At 68.6% G+C, this 18,355-nt stretch carries 15 protein-coding genes and 1 pseudogene; 9 read left to right on the top strand and 7 right to left on the bottom strand.

Annotated features, from left to right (window positions below; all coding sequences use genetic code 11):
* The first annotated feature begins 83 nt into the window (after positions 1–83).
* Genes AC1D0A_RS02980 through AC1D0A_RS02960 form a run of 5 tightly spaced genes read left to right on the top strand, consistent with a single transcriptional unit; the run spans position 84 to position 4,970 of the window.
* Entirely contained in the window at positions 84–1,334 is a 1,251-nt protein-coding gene (locus AC1D0A_RS02980; RefSeq protein ID WP_476945155.1) for a type III polyketide synthase, read from the top strand.
* Positions 1,335–1,372: 38 nt separating this feature from the next.
* A complete protein-coding gene (locus AC1D0A_RS02975) occupies positions 1,373–2,107 on the top strand; it encodes a class I SAM-dependent methyltransferase (RefSeq protein WP_243177582.1) in 735 nt (244 codons plus the stop codon).
* Positions 2,100–3,293 carry an FAD-dependent oxidoreductase gene (locus AC1D0A_RS02970; RefSeq protein WP_476945154.1) on the top strand — a complete coding sequence of 398 codons (1,194 nt, stop codon included), beginning with the start codon at positions 2,100–2,102 and terminating at the stop codon, positions 3,291–3,293. The genes AC1D0A_RS02975 and AC1D0A_RS02970 overlap by 8 nt, the downstream gene beginning before the upstream one ends.
* 42 nt (positions 3,294–3,335) lie before the next feature.
* Positions 3,336–4,289, top strand: coding sequence for a hypothetical protein (locus AC1D0A_RS02965; protein WP_476945153.1), 954 nt, complete (start codon positions 3,336–3,338; stop codon positions 4,287–4,289).
* 9 nt (positions 4,290–4,298) lie between these two features.
* Positions 4,299–4,970: a peptide deformylase gene (locus AC1D0A_RS02960; RefSeq protein WP_243177588.1), complete on the top strand. Its 672-nt coding sequence runs from the start codon at positions 4,299–4,301 to the stop codon at positions 4,968–4,970.
* Between the two features lie 33 nt (positions 4,971–5,003).
* Here AC1D0A_RS02960 and AC1D0A_RS02955 read toward each other — a convergent pair whose 3' ends face one another.
* Positions 5,004–7,073, bottom strand: a complete 2,070-nt coding sequence (locus AC1D0A_RS02955; protein ID WP_476945152.1) for a S9 family peptidase — start codon at positions 7,071–7,073, stop codon at positions 5,004–5,006.
* Positions 7,074–7,227: 154 nt separating this feature from the next.
* Here AC1D0A_RS02955 and AC1D0A_RS02950 point away from each other — a divergent pair, with 154 nt between their 5' ends.
* The 4 genes and pseudogenes from AC1D0A_RS02950 to AC1D0A_RS02935 all read left to right on the top strand — a co-directional run.
* On the top strand, positions 7,228–8,091 hold the full coding sequence (locus tag AC1D0A_RS02950; RefSeq protein ID WP_243177592.1) for a methyltransferase domain-containing protein: 864 nt from the start codon (positions 7,228–7,230) through the stop codon (positions 8,089–8,091).
* 234 nt (positions 8,092–8,325) lie between these two features.
* Complete coding sequence (locus tag AC1D0A_RS02945) at positions 8,326–8,787, top strand: NfeD family protein (protein ID WP_028276336.1); 462 nt, start codon at positions 8,326–8,328, stop codon at positions 8,785–8,787.
* 87 nt (positions 8,788–8,874) lie between these two features.
* Positions 8,875–9,831, top strand: a complete 957-nt coding sequence (locus AC1D0A_RS02940) for an SPFH domain-containing protein (RefSeq protein ID WP_028276337.1) — start codon at positions 8,875–8,877, stop codon at positions 9,829–9,831.
* A 396-nt stretch (positions 9,832–10,227) separates the two neighbouring features.
* Positions 10,228–10,371: pseudogene (locus AC1D0A_RS02935) on the top strand (RNA polymerase-binding protein RbpA); the annotation flags it as partial.
* A 116-nt stretch (positions 10,372–10,487) separates the two neighbouring features.
* Here AC1D0A_RS02935 and AC1D0A_RS02930 read toward each other — a convergent pair.
* From AC1D0A_RS02930 to tatA, 6 genes are all read right to left on the bottom strand, one after another.
* Positions 10,488–11,225, bottom strand: coding sequence for a VOC family protein (locus AC1D0A_RS02930; RefSeq protein WP_476945151.1), 738 nt, complete (start codon positions 11,223–11,225; stop codon positions 10,488–10,490).
* Positions 11,226–11,272: 47 nt separating this feature from the next.
* On the bottom strand, positions 11,273–12,019 hold the full coding sequence (locus AC1D0A_RS02925) for a polyprenol monophosphomannose synthase (protein ID WP_476945150.1): 747 nt from the start codon (positions 12,017–12,019) through the stop codon (positions 11,273–11,275).
* Positions 12,020–12,484: 465 nt separating this feature from the next.
* The gene (locus AC1D0A_RS02920) at positions 12,485–14,161 is read right to left on the bottom strand and encodes an amidohydrolase (protein ID WP_476945149.1); all 1,677 of its coding nucleotides are present in this window, start codon (positions 14,159–14,161) and stop codon (positions 12,485–12,487) included.
* Between the two features lie 117 nt (positions 14,162–14,278).
* Complete coding sequence (locus tag AC1D0A_RS02915; RefSeq protein ID WP_476945148.1) at positions 14,279–17,218, bottom strand: DEAD/DEAH box helicase; 2,940 nt, start codon at positions 17,216–17,218, stop codon at positions 14,279–14,281.
* 24 nt (positions 17,219–17,242) lie between these two features.
* Positions 17,243–18,037 (bottom strand): twin-arginine translocase subunit TatC, encoded by a 795-nt coding sequence (tatC, locus tag AC1D0A_RS02910; protein ID WP_028275586.1) that lies wholly within the window; start codon positions 18,035–18,037, stop codon positions 17,243–17,245.
* 48 nt (positions 18,038–18,085) lie between these two features.
* Positions 18,086–18,355 (bottom strand): Sec-independent protein translocase subunit TatA, encoded by a 270-nt coding sequence (gene tatA, locus AC1D0A_RS02905; protein ID WP_028275585.1) that lies wholly within the window; start codon positions 18,353–18,355, stop codon positions 18,086–18,088.

Genomic DNA, 18,355 nt, shown 5'->3' with positions numbered 1-18,355 from the left:
TGCCGGAGTTGTCCAGCCCGAAGGTGTTCCTGAATCTCCGGCCGTTCCATTGTCTTTGGCGGCAGGCTCGCTGAGAATGAACCATGACGGTCTACCTGAGGTCTCTGGAAACTGCAGTCCCGCCAACCATCCTGGTCCAGCCCGAGGCCAGGGCCGTGTTCGCCGCCCAGCCGGGCCTCACCCGGCTCGGATCCCGGCTCGTCAACACGTGCTTTGACTCCGCAGCCATCGACACCCGGCACACGGCGGTGGAGGAACTCACCGCGGACAGCCAGGCGGAAAACCCCCAGTTCTTCGACCCCGCCACCGGCTTGGTGCTCAGCCCCAGCACCAAAACCCGGAACGGCATCTTCGCCACGGAAGCGACCAAGCTTTTCATTGAAGCAGCCCAAAAAGCCCTCGATGCCTGCCCGGGCGTCGAGGCGCGGGACATCACCCACCTGATCACGGTTTCCTGCACCGGATTCTTCAATCCCGGCCCGGACTACAAGATTGTCCGGGCCGTCGGCCTGAATCCGGCTGTCCAGCGGTACCACCTTGGCTTTATGGGCTGCTATGCAGCCTTCCCGGCGCTGCGGGCGGCGAAGTCCTTTTGCGAGGCCGATCCGGAGGCAACGGTGCTGGTGGTCTGCGCCGAACTCTGTTCCCTTCACGTCCGGACCTCCAATGATCCGGACACCATCATGGGGTCGGCCTTGTTCGCCGACGGCGCTGCCGCGGCCATCATCACAGCGCGGGACATCCCCAGGGAAGCGCCCCTGCTGCGGCTGGACCACTTCGAAACCGTCCTGACGCCCGTCGGGGAGGACTCGATGGCCTGGAACATCGGCGACGAGGGCTTCGAGATGGTGCTGGGCAACTATGTCCCGCACATCATCGACGACCACATCATTGGCGCGCTGGAACCGCTGCTGTCCCGCGACGGCTCGCTGCAGGGGCTCCCCTACCGGGAGATCGAGCACTGGGGCATCCACCCGGGCGGCCGGAGCATTCTGGACAAGGTCCAGTCCCGGCTGGAGCTCAGCGACGAGCAGCTGGTCCCGGCCCGCGAAACCCTCCGGAACTTCGGCAACATGAGCAGCGCCACCGTCCTGTTCGTCCTCAAGCACATCCTCGAACTGCCGGCAGCAGACGACGCCGCGGACGACGGCTGGGCCGGCCCGGGCGCGGAACGGATCTGCTCCATGGCCTTCGGCCCGGGCCTGACGGTCGAGACGGCGCTCTTCACCCGGGTGGCTGCCCCGCGGCCCGCCGCGGATCCGCGGCAGGAGCCGGCGGCGGAACCGGCGGCGGAACCGGCGGAGCCGGCGCAGTCCGTAGCGGTACGGGTCTGAAAGCGGCCACGCTGAAACCGTTCAGCGCGAAGCGGGGCATGGAACACCTTCGGGCGGCCCTCCTGCGGGACCGCGCATCCGACGCCGTCGAGGAAATGGACCTGCCGGGCTGCGACCCCGGCCGCCTGGAGCGCACGTATGCCCAGTTTGCGCTCGTCAACCGTGCCGTCGCCGGCTGGCGCGGCATCTACCGGTCCCGGATCAGGCCCCGGCTGTCCACTGCTTCCGCTACCTCCCTGCTGGATATCGGGTGCGGCGGGGGCGACGTTTCCGTGCTGTTGGCCCGGTGGGCGGCCCGGGACGGACTGCGTCTCGAGGTCACCGCTATTGACCCGGATCCGCGGGCGATCCTGTTCGCCCGCGCCCGCCACGCGACGGCGGACGTGACGTTCCGCCAGGCGGCCAGCGCGGAGCTGCTCGAAGAGGGCAACCGGTACGACCTCGTGGTGTCCAACCATGTCCTGCACCACCTTGACGGGCTGGAAGAGTTTCTCGCCGAGTCGGCCCGGTTGTCCCGCGGCACGGTGGTCCACAACGACATCCGCCGCAGCCCCGCCGCCTACGCGCTGTTCTCTGCCGGCTCCTGGGTGCTCACCGGCTCCTACATCCGGCGGGACGGGCTGACCTCCATCCGCCGAAGCTACACCGCCGCGGAGCTGACCGCCGCCGCTCCCCCGGGCTGGACCGTCGCCCGCCACGCCCCCTTCCGGAACCTGCTGCTGCACGGCACTCCCGACGGCCTCTACCAGTCAGGGCCCGGTGCCAGTGGCTGAGGTTCTGATCATCGGTGCCGGTCCGGTGGGGCTGTTCATGGCCGCGCTGCTGCTGCAGGACGGCGTGGATGTTCAGGTCCTGGAACAGCGGGGCGCACCGGAGCCGCAGTCGCGCGCCATCGGCATCCATCCGCCGGCGCTGGCCGCGCTCGCGGGAACCGGAGTTGCCGAGGCCATGATTGCCGAGGGGGTCCAGATCCGCCGAGGTATGGCAATGGCCGGCGGAAAATGCCTCGCCCGGATGTCCTTTGCCGGCGTCTCGGACCGCTTTCCGTTCGTCCTGTCCCTGCCCCAGGCCCGTACTGAGGCGCACCTGGAACGGCGGGTCAACGAGCTCGGCGACGGCGCCCTGCACCGCGGCGTCCGCCTCACCGGACTGTCCGACGACGGCGGCCGGGTCAGCGTGGAAGCCGACTCCAAGAGTGGCACCCTGCGCTATTCGGCGCCGCTGGTCATTGCCGCCGACGGCGTGCGTTCCACGGTGCGGGCGCTGCAGGGCGCCGACGTGCGCGTGAAAGAGTACCCGGACAGTTACCTGATGGGTGACTTCGCGGACGGCACCGGGTTCGGTCCGGACGCGGCTCTGTTCCTCTCCGGCGCCGGCATCGTGGAGTCGTTCCCCTTGCCCGGCCAGCTCCGCCGCTGGGTGGTCCGGCTGGGTACCGGCGACGCCCCGGCCGGCGGACCAGCAGCCGGCGGACCAGCAGCCGGCGGACCCGCAGCCGGCGCTCCCGGCGTCGACGCCCGGTGGCTCATGGGCTGCGTGCGCGAACGGACGGGGCTCGCCATCGACGCCGGGACCAACAGCATGCTCAGCCGCTTCGGCGTCCGCACGCGCCTGGCCCCCCGGATGGTGGCCGGCCGGGTGGTGATGATCGGGGATGCGGCCCACGAGGTGAGCCCCATCGGCGGGCAGGGCATGAACCTCGGCTGGCTGGATGCGGCGGCGCTGGCACCGATCGTCTCTGCGGCCGTGCGCGGCCAGGATGTCACGGATCGCCTCCGGACCTTTGAGCGGACCCGGTTGCGGGCGGCGGCGAGAGCCGCACGCCAGGCCGAAATAAACATGGCCCTGGGCCGGCCCCTCACGGACCGTCTCCTGGCGCTGCGGAACCGTGGCATCGCAGGCGTCGCCGCAGTTCCGCCGGTGAATTCCCTGATCGCCCGCCGTTTCACGATGCACTAGGCAGCGCATTGGTACGGGTTTGCCCCGGAATAGACTGTGCGCATGGACGGACTTCCCGTGATGCGCGGCGCCGCATCGTATTGGGTGTTGCGGGCAGCCGCCGCCACGGTGCTGCTCGGCGCGGCGGCGTCATGCAGCTCCGGAACGGCCGGCGGCACCGCCTCCCCGGCAAGCGCGACGGCGTCGGCTACCCCGATCACCACAGGCCCCGTGACCGCGGAAATCAGCCAGTTCCGCGACAACTACAGCAAGCAGATCATCGAAATCCAGCTCACGAACACCACCGGCCATGCCCTGACGGTCCTCGGCGCGGAACTGACCAGCCCTCTCTTCGCGGCCCCGATCATCTGGTCCGCCCGCACCGGCGGGATCGAGCTTCCGCCCGGACAGCCCAAGAGCCTGCCGGCACCGTTGCCCGCCCCGGATTGCGGCAGCCCGGCCGGACCGGGAGCCACCTCCGGGGCTGCGGGCGACGCCCAGGTATCCCTGCGGCTGGCCACGCCGGAAGGTGCCGTGCCGGTCCCGGCCATGGCCCCGGCAACAGACCCGTTCGGCGTCCTCGCGCGGAACAATTCGGAGCTGTGCCTGGCCCGGGAAGCCTCGGCCGTCGCCACGATCGCGCTGGATCGCGAGCTCGAGGTCGCCGCGGACGGTCAGACCGCCGTCGTTCGTCTGCTGCTGCAACCGCGCGCCGCCGGCGGCGGCGGTGAACTGGTGATAGACCGGATCGAGGAAACCACGCTGCTGGCGGAGGCCTCACAAGCCCCGTGGCCCCGGTCGGTGACGGTCCGCGCCGGCGGTGCCCCGGCCCAAGTGCGCCTCGGCATCAGGCCCTCCCGCTGCGATCCCCATGCAGTGGCCGAAGACAAAGTGGGCACACTCCTTCCCCTGCAGGTCAGGGTGGCGGGCCGCGAAGGAATTGTGAAGATCGACGCTGGCAGCCAACTTCGCGCCCGCATCTACGACTTTGTTACAAAGGCGTGCGGGCGCCAGTAGTGTGGGGGCATGCCCTTTGACGCCAGGCCCACTGACTACAGCGCCGCCCGGATGAGCGAGACCGTCCAGGAGATCCTGAGCGCCGGCATCCTCCCGCCGATTGTCCAGGCCGGACACCCGGTGCTCCGGCACGTGGCGGCGCCGTACGATGGCCAGTTGACTGATGCCGACCTCGGGCACCTCATCGACCTCATGCGCAGCGTGATGCACAAGGCCCCAGGCGTGGGCCTGGCGGCCCCGCAGCTGGGGATTCCGCTGCAGATCGCTGTCCTGGAGGACCAGTTCGACGTCGATCCCGACGTCGCTGCCGTCCGCGGGCGGGAGGCGCTGCCGTTCTTTGCCATGCTGAACCCGAGCTATCGTCCCCTGGGCGCGAAGTCCGCGGCGTTCTACGAAGGCTGCCTCTCCATTGGCGGCCTGCAGGCGGCGGTCGTGCGGCCGGAATCAGTCCAGCTCGATTTCACGGCGCCGGACGGCACGAAACTCCAGCAGACTTTCTCCGGCTGGCAGGCCCGGATTGTCCAGCATGAAACCGACCACCTCCAAGGGATCCTCTTCCTGGACCGGGCCGAGCTGCGCTCCATCAGCAACAATGCCGAATACTCCGCCCGCTGGGCCCAGCCGGACATCAGCCGCGCCCGGCAGGAACTCGGGTTCCTGCCGGACCCGGCCGCGGACTAAGCCTGCGGGCCAGGGCTAGGGCCAGGGCTAGGGCTAGGGCTGCGGCGCCGGATTCGATGCGGACGGCAGGTAGCGGGCCCACCACTTCAGGATTTCATCGAACCGCTGCTTCCGGTGGTGCGGCGTGCCGGAGCGGGACAGCTCATGGTTTTCGCCGGGGAAGACCAGGAATCCGGTCTCGACCCCCTGTTGCTTGAGGGCGGTGAAGTACCGCTGGCCCTGCTCCACGGGACACCGGAGGTCCTCCTCGCTGTGGATCACCAGCGACGGCGTCCGTACGTGCTGAACGCGCGCCATGGGACTCTGGGCCGCCATTTGCTCCGCCGCCGGGCCGGTGTATCCGCCACCGAAGAACCAGCCGATGTCGGAAGAACCGGTGAAGCTCACGGGGTCAAGGAAACCACGCTCGACTATGGCGGCCCGGAAACGGTGGTCGTGGCTGATGGTCCACGCCGTCAGGTAGCCGCCGTAGGATCCGCCCATGATGCCGACATTGGCGGCGTCCAGATCCTCGAATTTCCCTACGGCCCCGTCCAGGAACGCCAGAACGTCCTGCATGTCCACGGTTCCCATCCGCTCCTTGATGGACCGGCCATGTGCCTGGCCGTAACCGGCAGAACCCCGCGGATTACACATCAGCACGGCGTAACCGGCCCCGGCATAGACCTGCGCTTCGTCGAACAACGCCACCCCGAACTGGGCAAACGGGCCGCCATGGATGTTCAGCAGCACCGGGTGCGGTCCCGGGCCCGCCGGCTTCACGAGCCAGCCATGGACCGGGTACCCGTCGGCCGAGGCCAATGTCAGTTCCTGCGGCTCGCTGATCCCCGCCACGCTCCGCAGCTGGGCGGAGAAGTCCGTCAGGCGGCGCACCTGCCCGCGCTCGAGCACGGCAACATCACCGGCCGTCGTCGAATCGCTGAAACTCACCACGAGCGTTCCGCCACCCTCCGCGGCGCCGGTCACCACCCGGTTGCCTTCCAGGAGGACGGTGTGGCCGCCCGTCGCAACGAATTCGTGCAGCTCCACGGTTCCCCGCGCATTGTTCAGCACCAGGGCGCCCGCGCCGCCGCGCAGCTCCAGCCGGCTGCCGCCGGACAGGTCCAGCGCCTCGGCATCGCTGAGCGCCGTGGCGTGTCCGCCGGCGGCAGGCATCGCATAGAGGGCGGTGTTCCTGGCCACGAAGTCCAGCCCGGATGCGCCCAGGTCCTGGGCCAGGAAGAAGAGCCACTGCCCATCGGCGGATTGGCGCACGGCGCTGATGCTCTGTCGTCCGGCGTTGGCCGGCACCACGGCCTGCGGCTGCCCTCCGGTAACAGGCAGCGCGTAGATTCCGCTGACGAGGTCAGTATCCCGCCCATCGTGCAGGGCTGCAGTGAAGTAGATGGTGCCGCCGTCGGCGCTGAAGCCGGCGCCGTTGTGGTCCGCTGGTGCGGTGGTGAGTTGTTTGGCGGCCGGCAACAGCCCGGCAGCATTCTCCGCGGGATCGGCCGCGGTGCCGCGGGCCTTCAGGGCGCGTCCGGCCGGCGCCACCTTCGGTTCGGCGTCAAGCTGCGGCACCTCGAGGATGAACAGCTGAAGCGGCTTGTCAGCGGTGTAGCCAACACCGTTCATCCGGTACTGGAAATCCGTGATCAGCCGGGCGTCCTCGCTGCCCGCACTCACGCCGTCGACGCTGCCATACCGGCCCTCGTCAGGCGTCCTGGCGCTGAAGAGAATGCTGCGGGAATCAGGCGACCACGTGAAGGAGCTGACCCCCAGTGGGGCCTCCGTCAACAGCTGGGGTTCGCCGCCGGCGGCTTCCACCACGAACAGCTGCGGCTTTCCGTCCGCTGCCGCACGCAGGAACCCAAGGGCACGGCCGTCTGGTGAAAAGTCCGGTGCCGTGTCGCGGAAGCCCCGGGTCAGCCGGCGTGGCCTCTGGTCCGGGTCGTTGAAGTCCGGGTGGGTCAGGTCCTGACCCAGGGGCACGGTCCACAGCTGGCCCACGTAGGCATCGGCATCGAAGTCCGGGCGGAGCACGGAGACCACGGCGCGGGAACCGTCGGGGTGCACGGCAGGGGCGGACACGGAATTGAGCAGCGGAAGATGTTCAGATTTCACGATTGCGAGCCTAGCCCGTGGCGCGCCCGCTGTGAAACACCTCACGTTGCGCCGGTGCGGCGAGGCGCGCCGCGGTGTGCCCGGTGCGCGGCGCCCCTGTAGCCAGTGCCCCGGCCGCGCGGCGGGCCGGGGATCCGCGCATAGGATGAAAACTATGCCCGCCGCCGATCTCCCCCTCCTGTGCCCGGTGTGCCGCCAGGGCCTCCGCTTCACTGGCGGCGCCCGCACCTTGGTGTGCGGAGCCGGCCACAGCTTTGACGCGGCCAGGCAGGGCTACTTCAACTTCCTGGTCGGCAAGGGGACGGTTTTTGAAGCCGACAGCGCAGACATGGTGGCGGCCCGCTTCGACTTCCTCTCCGCGGGGCATTACCAGCCGCTGGCCGATGCCGTGGCCGGGCTCGCCACACCGGCGCTCCGGGAAGCCCCCGCCGGCCGGCCCCTCGTGCTCGACGCCGGGACGGGCACCGGCCACTACCTCAGGGCCGTACTGGACCGGGCCGCGGACAGCGGTCCTGCCGCGGCAATCGGCCTGGACATTTCCAAGTTCGCCCTGCGCCGCGCAGCGAGGCTGAACCCCGAGGCTTTGAACGTCGTCGGGGACGTCTGGCAGCCGTTGCCGGTCGCGGAGAACGCCGTCGACGTCGTCACCGTGGTCTTTGCGCCGCGCAACGCGCCCGAGTTCGCCCGGGTTCTCCGCCCCGGCGGCCGCCTGGTCGTGGTCACACCGCGGCCCGGTCACCTGGCGGAGGTTGCCGGGCCGGCCGGGATGCTGGGGATCGAGCCGGCCAAGGACGAGCGGCTCGCCGCGTCCCTGGGCCAGCACTTCGCGCCCGTCGCAGCATCTGATCTGGACCTGGCACTGGCCCTTGGCCCGCGCGACGTCGCCAACCTGGCCTACATGGGACCGGCCGGCCACCACCTGGACCGCGCCGCACTGGCAGCCCTCGAATCCGCGCTTCCGGAGCGGACCTCCGTCTCGGCCCGCTTCCGGATCAGCGTCTTTCAACCCATCCGCTGACCATTCCCGCTCCCGCCGGTTCGCGGGTGCCGTCCGGCATGCCCCGAAAACCACCCCCGGGAGGGGAACCGGGGCGGAAGGCCAGGCCGGGGAATCGACCCGCGAAATAACGACTTGGCCACTTTGGCCATCAATTCCCTACCGCCGGTCCCAGCTATTGCCGTTCCGCTTAGGATGGAATCACAGTTACTGGGGACCTGTGCCTGCAGCTCCCGGAACTCAAGGGGGGAATTGATGTCTGAATGGCTGATCGAGAATTGGTGGGCGTTGTGGCTCACGCTCTTTCTCCTGTTTGCCGTGGTCGAGATGATCACACTCGACCTGTTCTTCATCATGCTCGGCGGCGGCGCCCTCGCCGGGCTGGTGGCGGACTTCGCCGGCGCCGATCCGTGGTTGCAGATTATCGCCTTCTGCGTGGTGTCCCTGCTCATGATCGGCTTCGTCCGGCCGGTGGCCCTCAAGCATCTCCACCGGGGACCGGCGGATCAGCGCACCAACATTGAACGCCTCATCGGCGAATCCGCCGTCGTCATGGAGGCTGTGAGCGAAAACGGCGGGCTCGTCAAGATTGGCGGGGACGTCTGGAGTGCGCGGTCCGAATCGGGAGTGCTGGCGCCCGGACAGCAGGCTGTGGTCAGTGCCATCGAAGGGGCCACCGCGATCGTGGCCCCGCAACCGGAATCCGCCGTCCAATAAGGGGCGCTGTCCGGCGGGCACTGCTGTCCGCCGGTGCGGCGCTGCCGGCGCGAGACTAAAACAAAACAACTGGGGAATAGGTGATGTATGAATATCGCAGTCGCAATTGTGCTGCTGGTACTAATTGTGTTTGTAATTATTGTGCTGGTCCGGTCGGTCCGGATCATTCCACAGGCCCGTGCCGGCGTCGTTGAACGGCTGGGTAAATACCAACGCACCCTGAATCCCGGGCTTACCCTGCTGATCCCGTTTGTGGACCGCTTGCTGCCATTGCTCGACCTGCGGGAGCAGGTGGTGTCCTTCCCGCCGCAGCCGGTCATCACCGAGGACAACCTGGTGGTCTCGATCGACACCGTGGTCTATTTCCAAGTCACGGACGCCCGGGCCGCCACCTACGAGATCGCCAACTACATCCAGGCAGTGGAACAGCTGACCACCACCACCCTGCGCAACGTGGTTGGCGGCCTCAACCTGGAGGAAGCGCTCACCTCGCGCGACCAGATCAATGGCCAGCTCCGCGGCGTCCTGGACGAGGCGACCGGTCGCTGGGGCATCCGGGTCTCCCGGGTCGAGCTCAAGGCGATCGATCCGCCCCACTCGATCCAGGACTCGATGGAAAAGCAGATGCGGGCCGAACGTGACCGCCGCGCCGCCATCCTGACGGCCGAGGGCACCAAGCAGTCCGCGATCCTCACCGCCGAAGGCCAGCGCCAATCCTCCATCCTGAAGGCCGAAGGCGACGCGAAGGCGGCCATCCTGCGTGCCGACGGCGAGGCCCAGGCCATCCAGAAGGTCTTCGACGCGATCCACAAGGGCAACCCGGACCAGAAACTGCTGGCTTACCAGTACCTCCAGACCCTCCCGAAGATTGCCGAGGGATCCTCAAACAAGCTGTGGATCATTCCCAGCGAGGTTGGCGAGGCGCTCAAAGGGATCGGCAGCGTACTGGGTGCAGGCGCGGTGCAGGAGCAGACGGCCTCAACGCCGGACGTGGCTCCGTACTCACCGCCCGCCGCAGCCGACGGCCAAGGGAACCGGCCCTGAGCCTGCTCCCGCACTGGATCGGTCGGATCGGATAGCTCCGTCCTGGCCCCCGCGGACCGGCCATTTCGGCCGGCTGCGGGGGCCAGCCGGATTAAGCCCGGACCGGTCGGGTACAGGATACGCAGTTCATGCCGCGGGGCTACTCGCTTTACCGCGCCCGCACCACTCCCGTATACTTGAATATTTGTCCGGTCAGTTCAGCCGTCCGGAACAAAAACGCTCCGCACAGCGTTGATTCCAATGACGTTCCAAAGAGTTTTGTCCACTGGTGACTGTCATCTGGCCGGGCCACACCGGGCCAGTTACGGTACAGCGCGGTGCAACCAGAAGTCCGGCGCCTGACGGTCCCCGGACAACGCAGGGCTTGACCCTGCGAACCGAATAGAGGGAGAAAAGATGAGCGATCGCAGCCTGCGGGGTATGCGCCTTGGCGCACAGAGCATGGAGACCGAATCCGGCGTCGAACCGGCTCCGCGCCAGCGGGTTGAATACCGTTGCGAGGATGGCGAGCAGGTGTTCGTGACATTCTCCTCGGAAGCCGCATCATTCGATGCGGGCCCGGCCCTTTTCCTGTTCCTGCGCGTCCATGCTCTGCGGCTCCTCTGCGCCTCCTGCGGCTGCATCGCCTGGATGCGCACAGGAGCCGGGATACTGCGTCAGCCGGGGGTGAGGACGCAGAACTCGTTGCCCTCCGAGTCGGCGAGGCAGACCCAGGGCACATCGCCTTGGCCGACGTCGGCGTCAGTGGCGCCCAGAGTCCGCAGCCGGGCCACCTCCGCCGCCTGATCATCACCCGGGTACGGCATCAGGTCGAGATGGACACGGCCCCACACGGCAGGCACGCCGGGCGTACGAAGGAACTCAAGGTACGGCCCGACACCCTTGGCCGAACGCAGCCTCGCGTGATCGTCGTCCACCTCGTGCAGGGTCCAGTCCGTCGCCCCGGCCCAGAACCCGGCCATGGCCCGTGGGTCTGCACAGCTGACCACCACCGCGGCGATCGGCCCGGTGTCCTGGTAGATCGGGCGGGGCTCCAGCACGCGGAACAGGTTGCCCTCCGGGTCGGCCAGAACCGTCCACGGCTCAGCACCCTGGCCGACGTCGGCGGGCGTCGCGCCGAGCCCCAAGAGATGCGCCACCAGCTCCGCCTGGTGGGCCGCAGAGGTGGCGGCGAGATCGAGGCGCGCCCGGTACCCCACCGTCTCGGGGTCCGGGACGCTGACGACATCGACGCAGACGGCGGCGGGGTCCGGCCAGACGAAACCCAGGGGTTCAACATTGGTCACACCGGGTCCCTCGCTGGACACACCCCAGCCGAGTGCCTCCGCCCAAAACCGGCCGAGCGTTGAGTCATCCCGAGCCTTGAAATTCACCTGAACAAGTCGCAGCGCCATACCGCCCGACCCTATACCCCGGTGATGGCCGGACCGGGAGACACGCCTTAGGCGTCCTGCCTGCTGTCCTGCTTGCCCCGGAGCTTGTTCCAGCGGGCCGTGAGTCCCCATTTGGTGACGTTGATCATGGCTTCGACGACGATGTTGCCGCTCATCTTCGAAGCGCCGAGCTCGCGCTCCACGAAGGTAATGGGCCGTTCCACGATGGTCAGGCCGAGCTTGGCCACGCGCCAGGCAAGATCCACCTGGAAGCCATAGCCTACCGAGTCGACCGCATCCAGGTTCAGCTTCTCCAGCGTGGTCCGCCGGAAGGCGCGGAAGCCGCCAGTGACGTCCTTGATCCTTACTCCGAGCATGATCCGCGCGTACGTGCTGCCGACGCGGCTGATGGCCTGGCGGTAGAGCGGCCAGTTGACCACACGGCCGCCGGGAACCCAGCGGGAGCCCATGGCGAGGTCCGCGCCCTGCTCCACGGCCTCGATCAGCTGCGGCAGCTGCTCGGGCTGGTGCGAGCCGTCAGCGTCCATCTCCACCAGGATGTCGTAGCCGGCCTCCAGGCCCCACTTGAAGCCCGCGATGTACGCCGCTCCCAGGCCGGCCTTTCCGGCGCGGTGCAGGACGTGGACCTGTCCGTCTTCTGCGGCCATGCGGTCCGCCAGCTGCCCCGTGCCGTCAGGGCTGTTGTCGTCGACAACCAGCACGTCGGAGGCGGGCACGGCTGTGCGCAGGCGACCGAGGGTCTTGGGCAACGATTCCAGCTCGTTATAGGTCGGGATGATGGTGAGGACACGCACAGCGAGGCCTTTCCTTGAAGGGAGCGGTCGGTGCGCCGAAAGTCAATGGTTCCGGATATTCAGGCGCAACTTCCCATTATAGGGAGTTGCGCGCCCGTGGGGCGCCCGCGAGGCGGCCGKGCGGCCGCCCGGGCAGGTCCACCCGCTTCGGGCCAGTTCCGGCAGGCCACGAATTGCGGCGCCGGAACCGTTTTCTGCTGCGAAGTAGACCCGCCCCCTGGGGGTGCCCGTGGTCATGACCAAGTGAAGCTCCCGCGGGTGCGGCAACCTGGGAAGGACCGGGGACTGCCGGAGTCTGCGCGGTACGCAACCCTCCGTTGCCCCTCAATGCTACGGGGGCGGGCCGATCTGTCAACCGAGCCGTGACCTGCCGTTTCGTCTGTCGGCGCAGTTCAGGGCGGGGTCGCGGGTGGAAATGTTTCCGCTCCGTCCGCTGGATGACGGGCCGGATCAGGCGCCAGGTGTTCAGGCGTGGAGGGCGCCGCTGGCATAGAGTTCCTGGCCGTCCCGTACCGTCAGGAGGCAGGCCGGATCGCTGCCGGTGTCGAGCGCCGGCAGCAGCGGGGTACGGGCGCGCGGGTCGGTGCTCCACGACTGCACGCGCCCGTCGGCCACCTGGACCATGAGCTCCTCGACCCCCCAGACCGCAAAGCTGGCCGGAGCGCCCGGCACCAGTTGCCCGGCCATGGGGTTGGGGTAGCGGGCTGCCCGCCAGCCGGCCCGCGTGTGGCCGAGGAACGCGGCGCGGGCGGAGATCTGTTCGGCGGGATTGGTGTGCTGCAGGCACGCGCGCACGCTGGACCACGGCCGGAGCGGCGTCACCGGACTGTCGCTGCCGAAGCAGATCGGCACACCGGCCGCGTAGAGGCTGCCAAAGGCATTCATTCCCAGCCGGCGGGAGCCGAGGCGCTGCTGGTACAGGCGGTCCCCGCCACCCCACAGGGCGTCGAAGACCGGCTGCGCGCTGACGCTGACCGAATAGCGGGCCAGCCGGCTGATGGCCGCGGCATCGGCGAGTTCGACGTGCTCGAACCGGTGCCCCGCGGCACGGACGCGCTGCTCCCCCACCTCAGCCGCGGCGAGGCCGAGGGCGTCGAGGGCCGCGTCCAGGCCGGCGTCGCCGATCACGTGGAAACCCGCCTGGATCCCCAGGAGGGAGCACGCCGCGAGGTGGGCGGCTGCCTCGGCCACGGAGAGGTACAGGCTGCCGCGCTCTCCGGGCGCGTCGGTGTAGTCCGCACGCAGGGCGGCAGTCCGTGAGCCGATCGAGCCGTCGATGTTCAGGTCACCGGCGAGGCCCAGTACAGGCAGGCCCAATTCGTCCAGGATGGACTGGGCATGTTCGGCGGATCCGGCGAGCTCGCCCCAGTACGGCAGGACCTCCGGCACTGCCACGCCGTCCATCCCGTTCGGTCCGCCGCCGGAGGTGCTGTTCCAGGCCACCGCGAGCCGCAGGTCCTCGATGCTTCCGATATGCGGCGCGGCCATCTCGGCGAGGGCCACGTAGCCGTTGGCCGCTGCCTCGGCGAGGGCGCGCTGCTGGTATGCGCGCAGGGCGTCCGCCGGCAGCCGGCGGGCCGCCAGGCGGGCCGCGGTGTGGGCGTCGCGTTTGACCTGGCTTCCGGCGCCGCCGTCGAGCCCGTCCAGTCCGGCCGACGCGGCCAGGGAGTTCGATACCAGGGCCGAGTGGACATCGACGCGGGACAGGTAGACCTGGCGGCCGCCGGCCGCGCGTTCGATTTCGTCCCGGGAGGGCAGGGCGGGATCGGCCCAGGTGGTCTCGTCCCAGCCGTGGCCCAGGACGGGACCGCCCGCGCTGGACGCGGAGGCGGCGGCGACGGCGTCGAGGAGTTCAGCGGAGGAGCGCACCCCGGCCAGCTGGAGGCCCTCCAGCGCGATTCCGGTTTCCGTCAGGTGGATGTGGGAGTCGACGAAGCCGGGGGCCAGGAGCGCGCCCTGCAGATCGATCACCTCCATGGAGGCATCGGCGATGGAAGTGGCGGCCTGCTCGGAACCAACCCAGGCGACGGTGTCGCCGTCGACCAGCATCGCAGTCGCAAAGGGATCGGCAGCTGTGTAGACCGAACCGTTGCGGTACAGCGTGACGTTGCGGGGGGCGGGGGCGGCCGGCGAATCGGTCATGGGGCGGGAACTCCTTGTTGCTGGGGGCCGGCCGAGGGCCGGCGGGTTCGAAAATCTGCGAGGCCGCGGTAGCGGGCCAGCGAGTGGTCCAGGGAGCGGGCCGGTCCGGCCCGCGCCCTAGGCCACGGAGGAATAGGCGACGACGCCGCGTTTGATGAGCTTGATGGCCTCCGCGCACAGCCGCGCAATCCGGGGGTCGAGGTTCGGGATGTCGGCGAGCTGGTCCAGGAGGTCGATCACCTGTTTGACCCAGCGGACAAAGTCGCCCGCGGCCAGGTCGGTGCCGCTCAGCACGTCCTGGAGGTGCCGGCCCTTGGCCCATTTGAAGATCGGCCACACAAGGCCGAGCTCGGGCTCGCCAGTGAGGGGCAGCTTGTTGGCTTCCTCGACGTCCTCCAGCGCGGACCATTCGCGCACCACGGTGTCTACCGCGGATTCCAGGGACACGCTCGGCATCTTGGGCCGCAGGCCGCGGTCCTCACGCTTGGCCTGGTAGACGAGGACACTGGCCAGCGCGGCGATCTCGGCGGCGTCGAGGTCGTTGAAGGCCCCCATCCGCAGTGACTGCGAAATCAGCAGGTCCTTTTCGCCGTAGATCCGCCGCAGGCGTTGCCCGTCCGGGCTGATGGACAGCGCGCCCGTGTCCGAGGTTTCCAGGTAGCCGTAGCCCGTCAGGACGCCGCAGACACGGTCGAACGTCTTGGCGATGGTGTTGGTCCGGCCCTGGATCTGGCGGATGAGCCCATCCGTTTCCTGGCGGAGTTTCCACCAGCGTTCGGACCACCGGGCATGGTCCTCGCGTTCGCTGCAGCCGTGGCACGGATGGGCGCGCAGTTCCCGGCGCAGCTCGGCGATCCGCTTCTCCTGGTTGGGCGCAGCGGAGGCCCGGCCGAAGTCGTCGTCGCGGCGCGGCGGCGCCGGCGGCCGATGCTCGCGGATGGCGTTGCGCACCGAGGACGCCAGGTCGCGGCGGGACTTGGGAACCTTGGCGTTGAAGGTCTTGGGAATCCTGATCCGGGTGATCGGCGACAACGGCCCTTCGACGTCGTGCAGGCCAATCCGGCGGAGCTGGTTGTCCAGCGTCATGACGGCGGGGCGGGGCTCGCGGGATTCGTGGTCGGAGCTGAGCACCACCGCGAGCCCCGGCGACTTCCCGGCCGGAACATCCACCACGTCCCCCGGAAGCAGCCTGCTCAGGGAGTCCTCGGTCAAGGACTTCCTGGCTCGGGACGTGCTCCGGGAGGCCATGGTTTCGGCATCGCCCAGGGCCCGCCGCAGCCGCGCGTATTCGGTAAAGTCGCCCAGGTGGCAGGTCATGGCCTTGCTGAACCCGGCAATGGATTCTTCCCGGCTCCTGACCTGCCGGGCCAGTCCCACCACGGATCGGTCCGCCTGGAACTGGGCAAAGGATGATTCGAGGATCTCCCGGGCGCGCGGCCGGCCGAACTGCGCCAAAAGGTTGATCGACATGTTGTACGTGGGCCGGAAGCTGGAGTTCAGCGGGTAGGTTCGCCGTGAGGCCAGGCCGGCGACGGCGGCCGGATCCGTTCCGGGCTGCCACAGCACTACGGCGTGGCCCTCGACGTCGATGCCGCGGCGGCCGGCGCGGCCCGTCAGCTGGGTGTACTCCCCCGCCGTGATGTTGACGTGGGCCTCGCCGTTGAACTTGTCGAGCTTTTCGAGCACGACGCAGCGGGCCGGCATGTTGACGCCCAGGGCGAGTGTTTCGGTGGCGAAGACGGCCTTGACCAGCCCGTCGACGAACAGCTTCTCCACAACCTCCTTGAAGGTCGGCAGCATGCCGGCGTGGTGCGCGGCGAGCCCGCGGAGCAGGCCGTCCCGCCAGCTCCAGAAGCCGAGCACATCGAGGTCATCCGAGGGGATGTCCTGGGCGGCCTCGTCGACGCGCCGGGCGATGATCTGCTGTTCGGCCTCGCTGGTCAGCCAGAGTCCGGCCGCGACGCACTGGGCCACGGCGGCATCGCAGCCGGCGCGCGAGAAGATGAATGTGATGGCCGGCAAGAGGTCCTGCCGGTCCAGGCTGGCGATGACCTGCGGCCGGCTGGCCTTCCGCACCGGGCTGCGCTGGGCGCCCTGCGGTTCGTCCCGCTGGCTGCGTTGCTGGCGGCGCTGGTTCCGGCCGCCGTGGCCGAAGCGGCCACGGAAATTCATCTGGCTCTCGGCCCGGGCCATGGACAGCAGTTCCGGGTTGACCTCGAAGCCGGCCCGCCCTGGCACTTCCGAGGTGACGGCGGCCGCCGGGCCGCCGACAACAGCATCGGCTACGGCGGATGCCTCCCCGGCAGTTGCCTCACTGGCAGTTGCCCCAACAGGCAGGGCGATCTCGTCAAAGCTCGTGTCGCCGGCAAACAGGTCCACGATCTTCCGCCCCACCATGACGTGCTGCCACAGCGGCACCGGGCGGTGCTCGGAGACGATCACATCGGTCTGCCCGCGGACGGTGTCGAGCCACGCACCGAACTCCTCGGCGTTGGAGACCGTGGCACTCAGGGACGCCACCTGGACCTCGCTGGGCAGATGGATGATGACTTCCTCCCACACAGCGCCGCGGAAGCGGTCGGCGAGGTAGTGGACTTCGTCCATGACCACGAAGCCGAGATCATCCAGGGTGTCCGAATCCGCGTAGAGCATGTTGCGGAGCACTTCGGTGGTCATGACCACCACCGGGGCGTCGCCGTTGATGCTGGTATCTCCGGTGAGCAGGCCCACCTGGGCGGCGCCGTACTTGGCGGCCAGTTCGGAGTACTTCTGGTTGCTCAGGGCTTTGATGGGGGTGGTGTAGAACGCCTTGAGCCCACGCTGGAGGGCCAGATAGATGGCGAACTCCCCCACAATCGTCTTCCCGGCGCCGGTGGGGGCGGCCACCAGCACGCCCCGGCCGGCCTGCAGGGACAGGCATGCTTCGCGCTGGAAGTCATCGAGTTCAAATTCGAGCGAGCGGATGAACCCGCCCAGATAGGTCTTGGCTTCAGCAGCCCGCTCGACGCTGGCGCGGTAACGTTCGGACGGTGATTCCGGCCCGGGGTGTGAGGACATGTTTCCAGCCTAGTGCGCGAAAGGCTAGAGATTCTCCAGCTCGGAGCTGGGGGTGGCGTGGTCGGCGGTGGCTTCGGTCTCGGCGTCGCGTTTGACGGCGCGCCGCTCGCGCCGGCGATCGTTGAGCAGGCACAGCCCGATCGCGGCGAAGAACAGCGCCAGCATGGGTCCGGCCAGGTAGAACATGCTCATGGCGTCGGCGCCGGGAGCGGCCATCGCGGCGAACAGGCAGACCAGGAAGACTGTAATCCGCCAGCTCTTGAGCAGCTGCTGGCCCTTGATGAGTCCGGCCAGGTTCAGCCCGAACAGGACCACCGGGAGGAGGAAGGCGATGCCGAAGGCGAGCAGCAGCCGCAGCACGAAGGACAGGTACACCTGGGCGCTGATGAAGTTGGAGCCGCCCGACGGCGTGAAGTCGGTCAGGACGCGGACCGCGTTGGGCAGCACGAGCCAGGCCAGCAGGACGCCGCCGACGAAGAGCGGCACGGCCGCCGCCACGAAGGACAGGGCCAGGCGGCGTTCCTTCTTATGCAGCCCCGGCACGATGAAGGCCCAGAGCTGGTAGAGCCAGACGGGGCTGGCGATAATCAGGCCCAGGAACACGGAGACCTGGATCATGAGGTCGAACGAGCTCGCGACGCCGTCGAAATTTAGCGTGGCTTGGCGGCCTTCATGTTCGTTCAGGTCGCGGATCGGCTTGATCAGCGCCGCCAGCATTGGCTGGTAGACAAGGAAACCCACTACCGTCCCAAGGACGACGGCGATTGCCGCCTTAAAGAGCCGGTTGCGCAGCTCTTTGAGGTGGTCGAGGAGCGCCATCCTCCCCTCGGGGTTCGATCGACGGCTCATGGTTACTGCCATGCGGTCTTAGGCGCGGGTCGACGGCGGAACGTCGGTTCCGTCGCCCGTGCGGCTTTCCGGTGCGCCGGTCTGCGGGTGGTTGATGACCCGTCCTTCAACCGGCTCGGAGCCATCCTTGGCATCGGTGGTGCCGTCCTTCTTCATTTCCCGGACTTCCGACTTGAAAATGCGCATCGACTGGCCCAGGCTGCGGGCCATACCCGGCAGCTTCGGCGCAGCGAACAGCACCAGTGCCAGAACGATGATGATGATGAGATGCCAGCCTTCAAGCCTCAT

This window comes from Arthrobacter sp. P1_D4, assembly GCF_056406115.1.
This window is presented reverse-complemented; position numbering and strand designations above follow the sequence as displayed.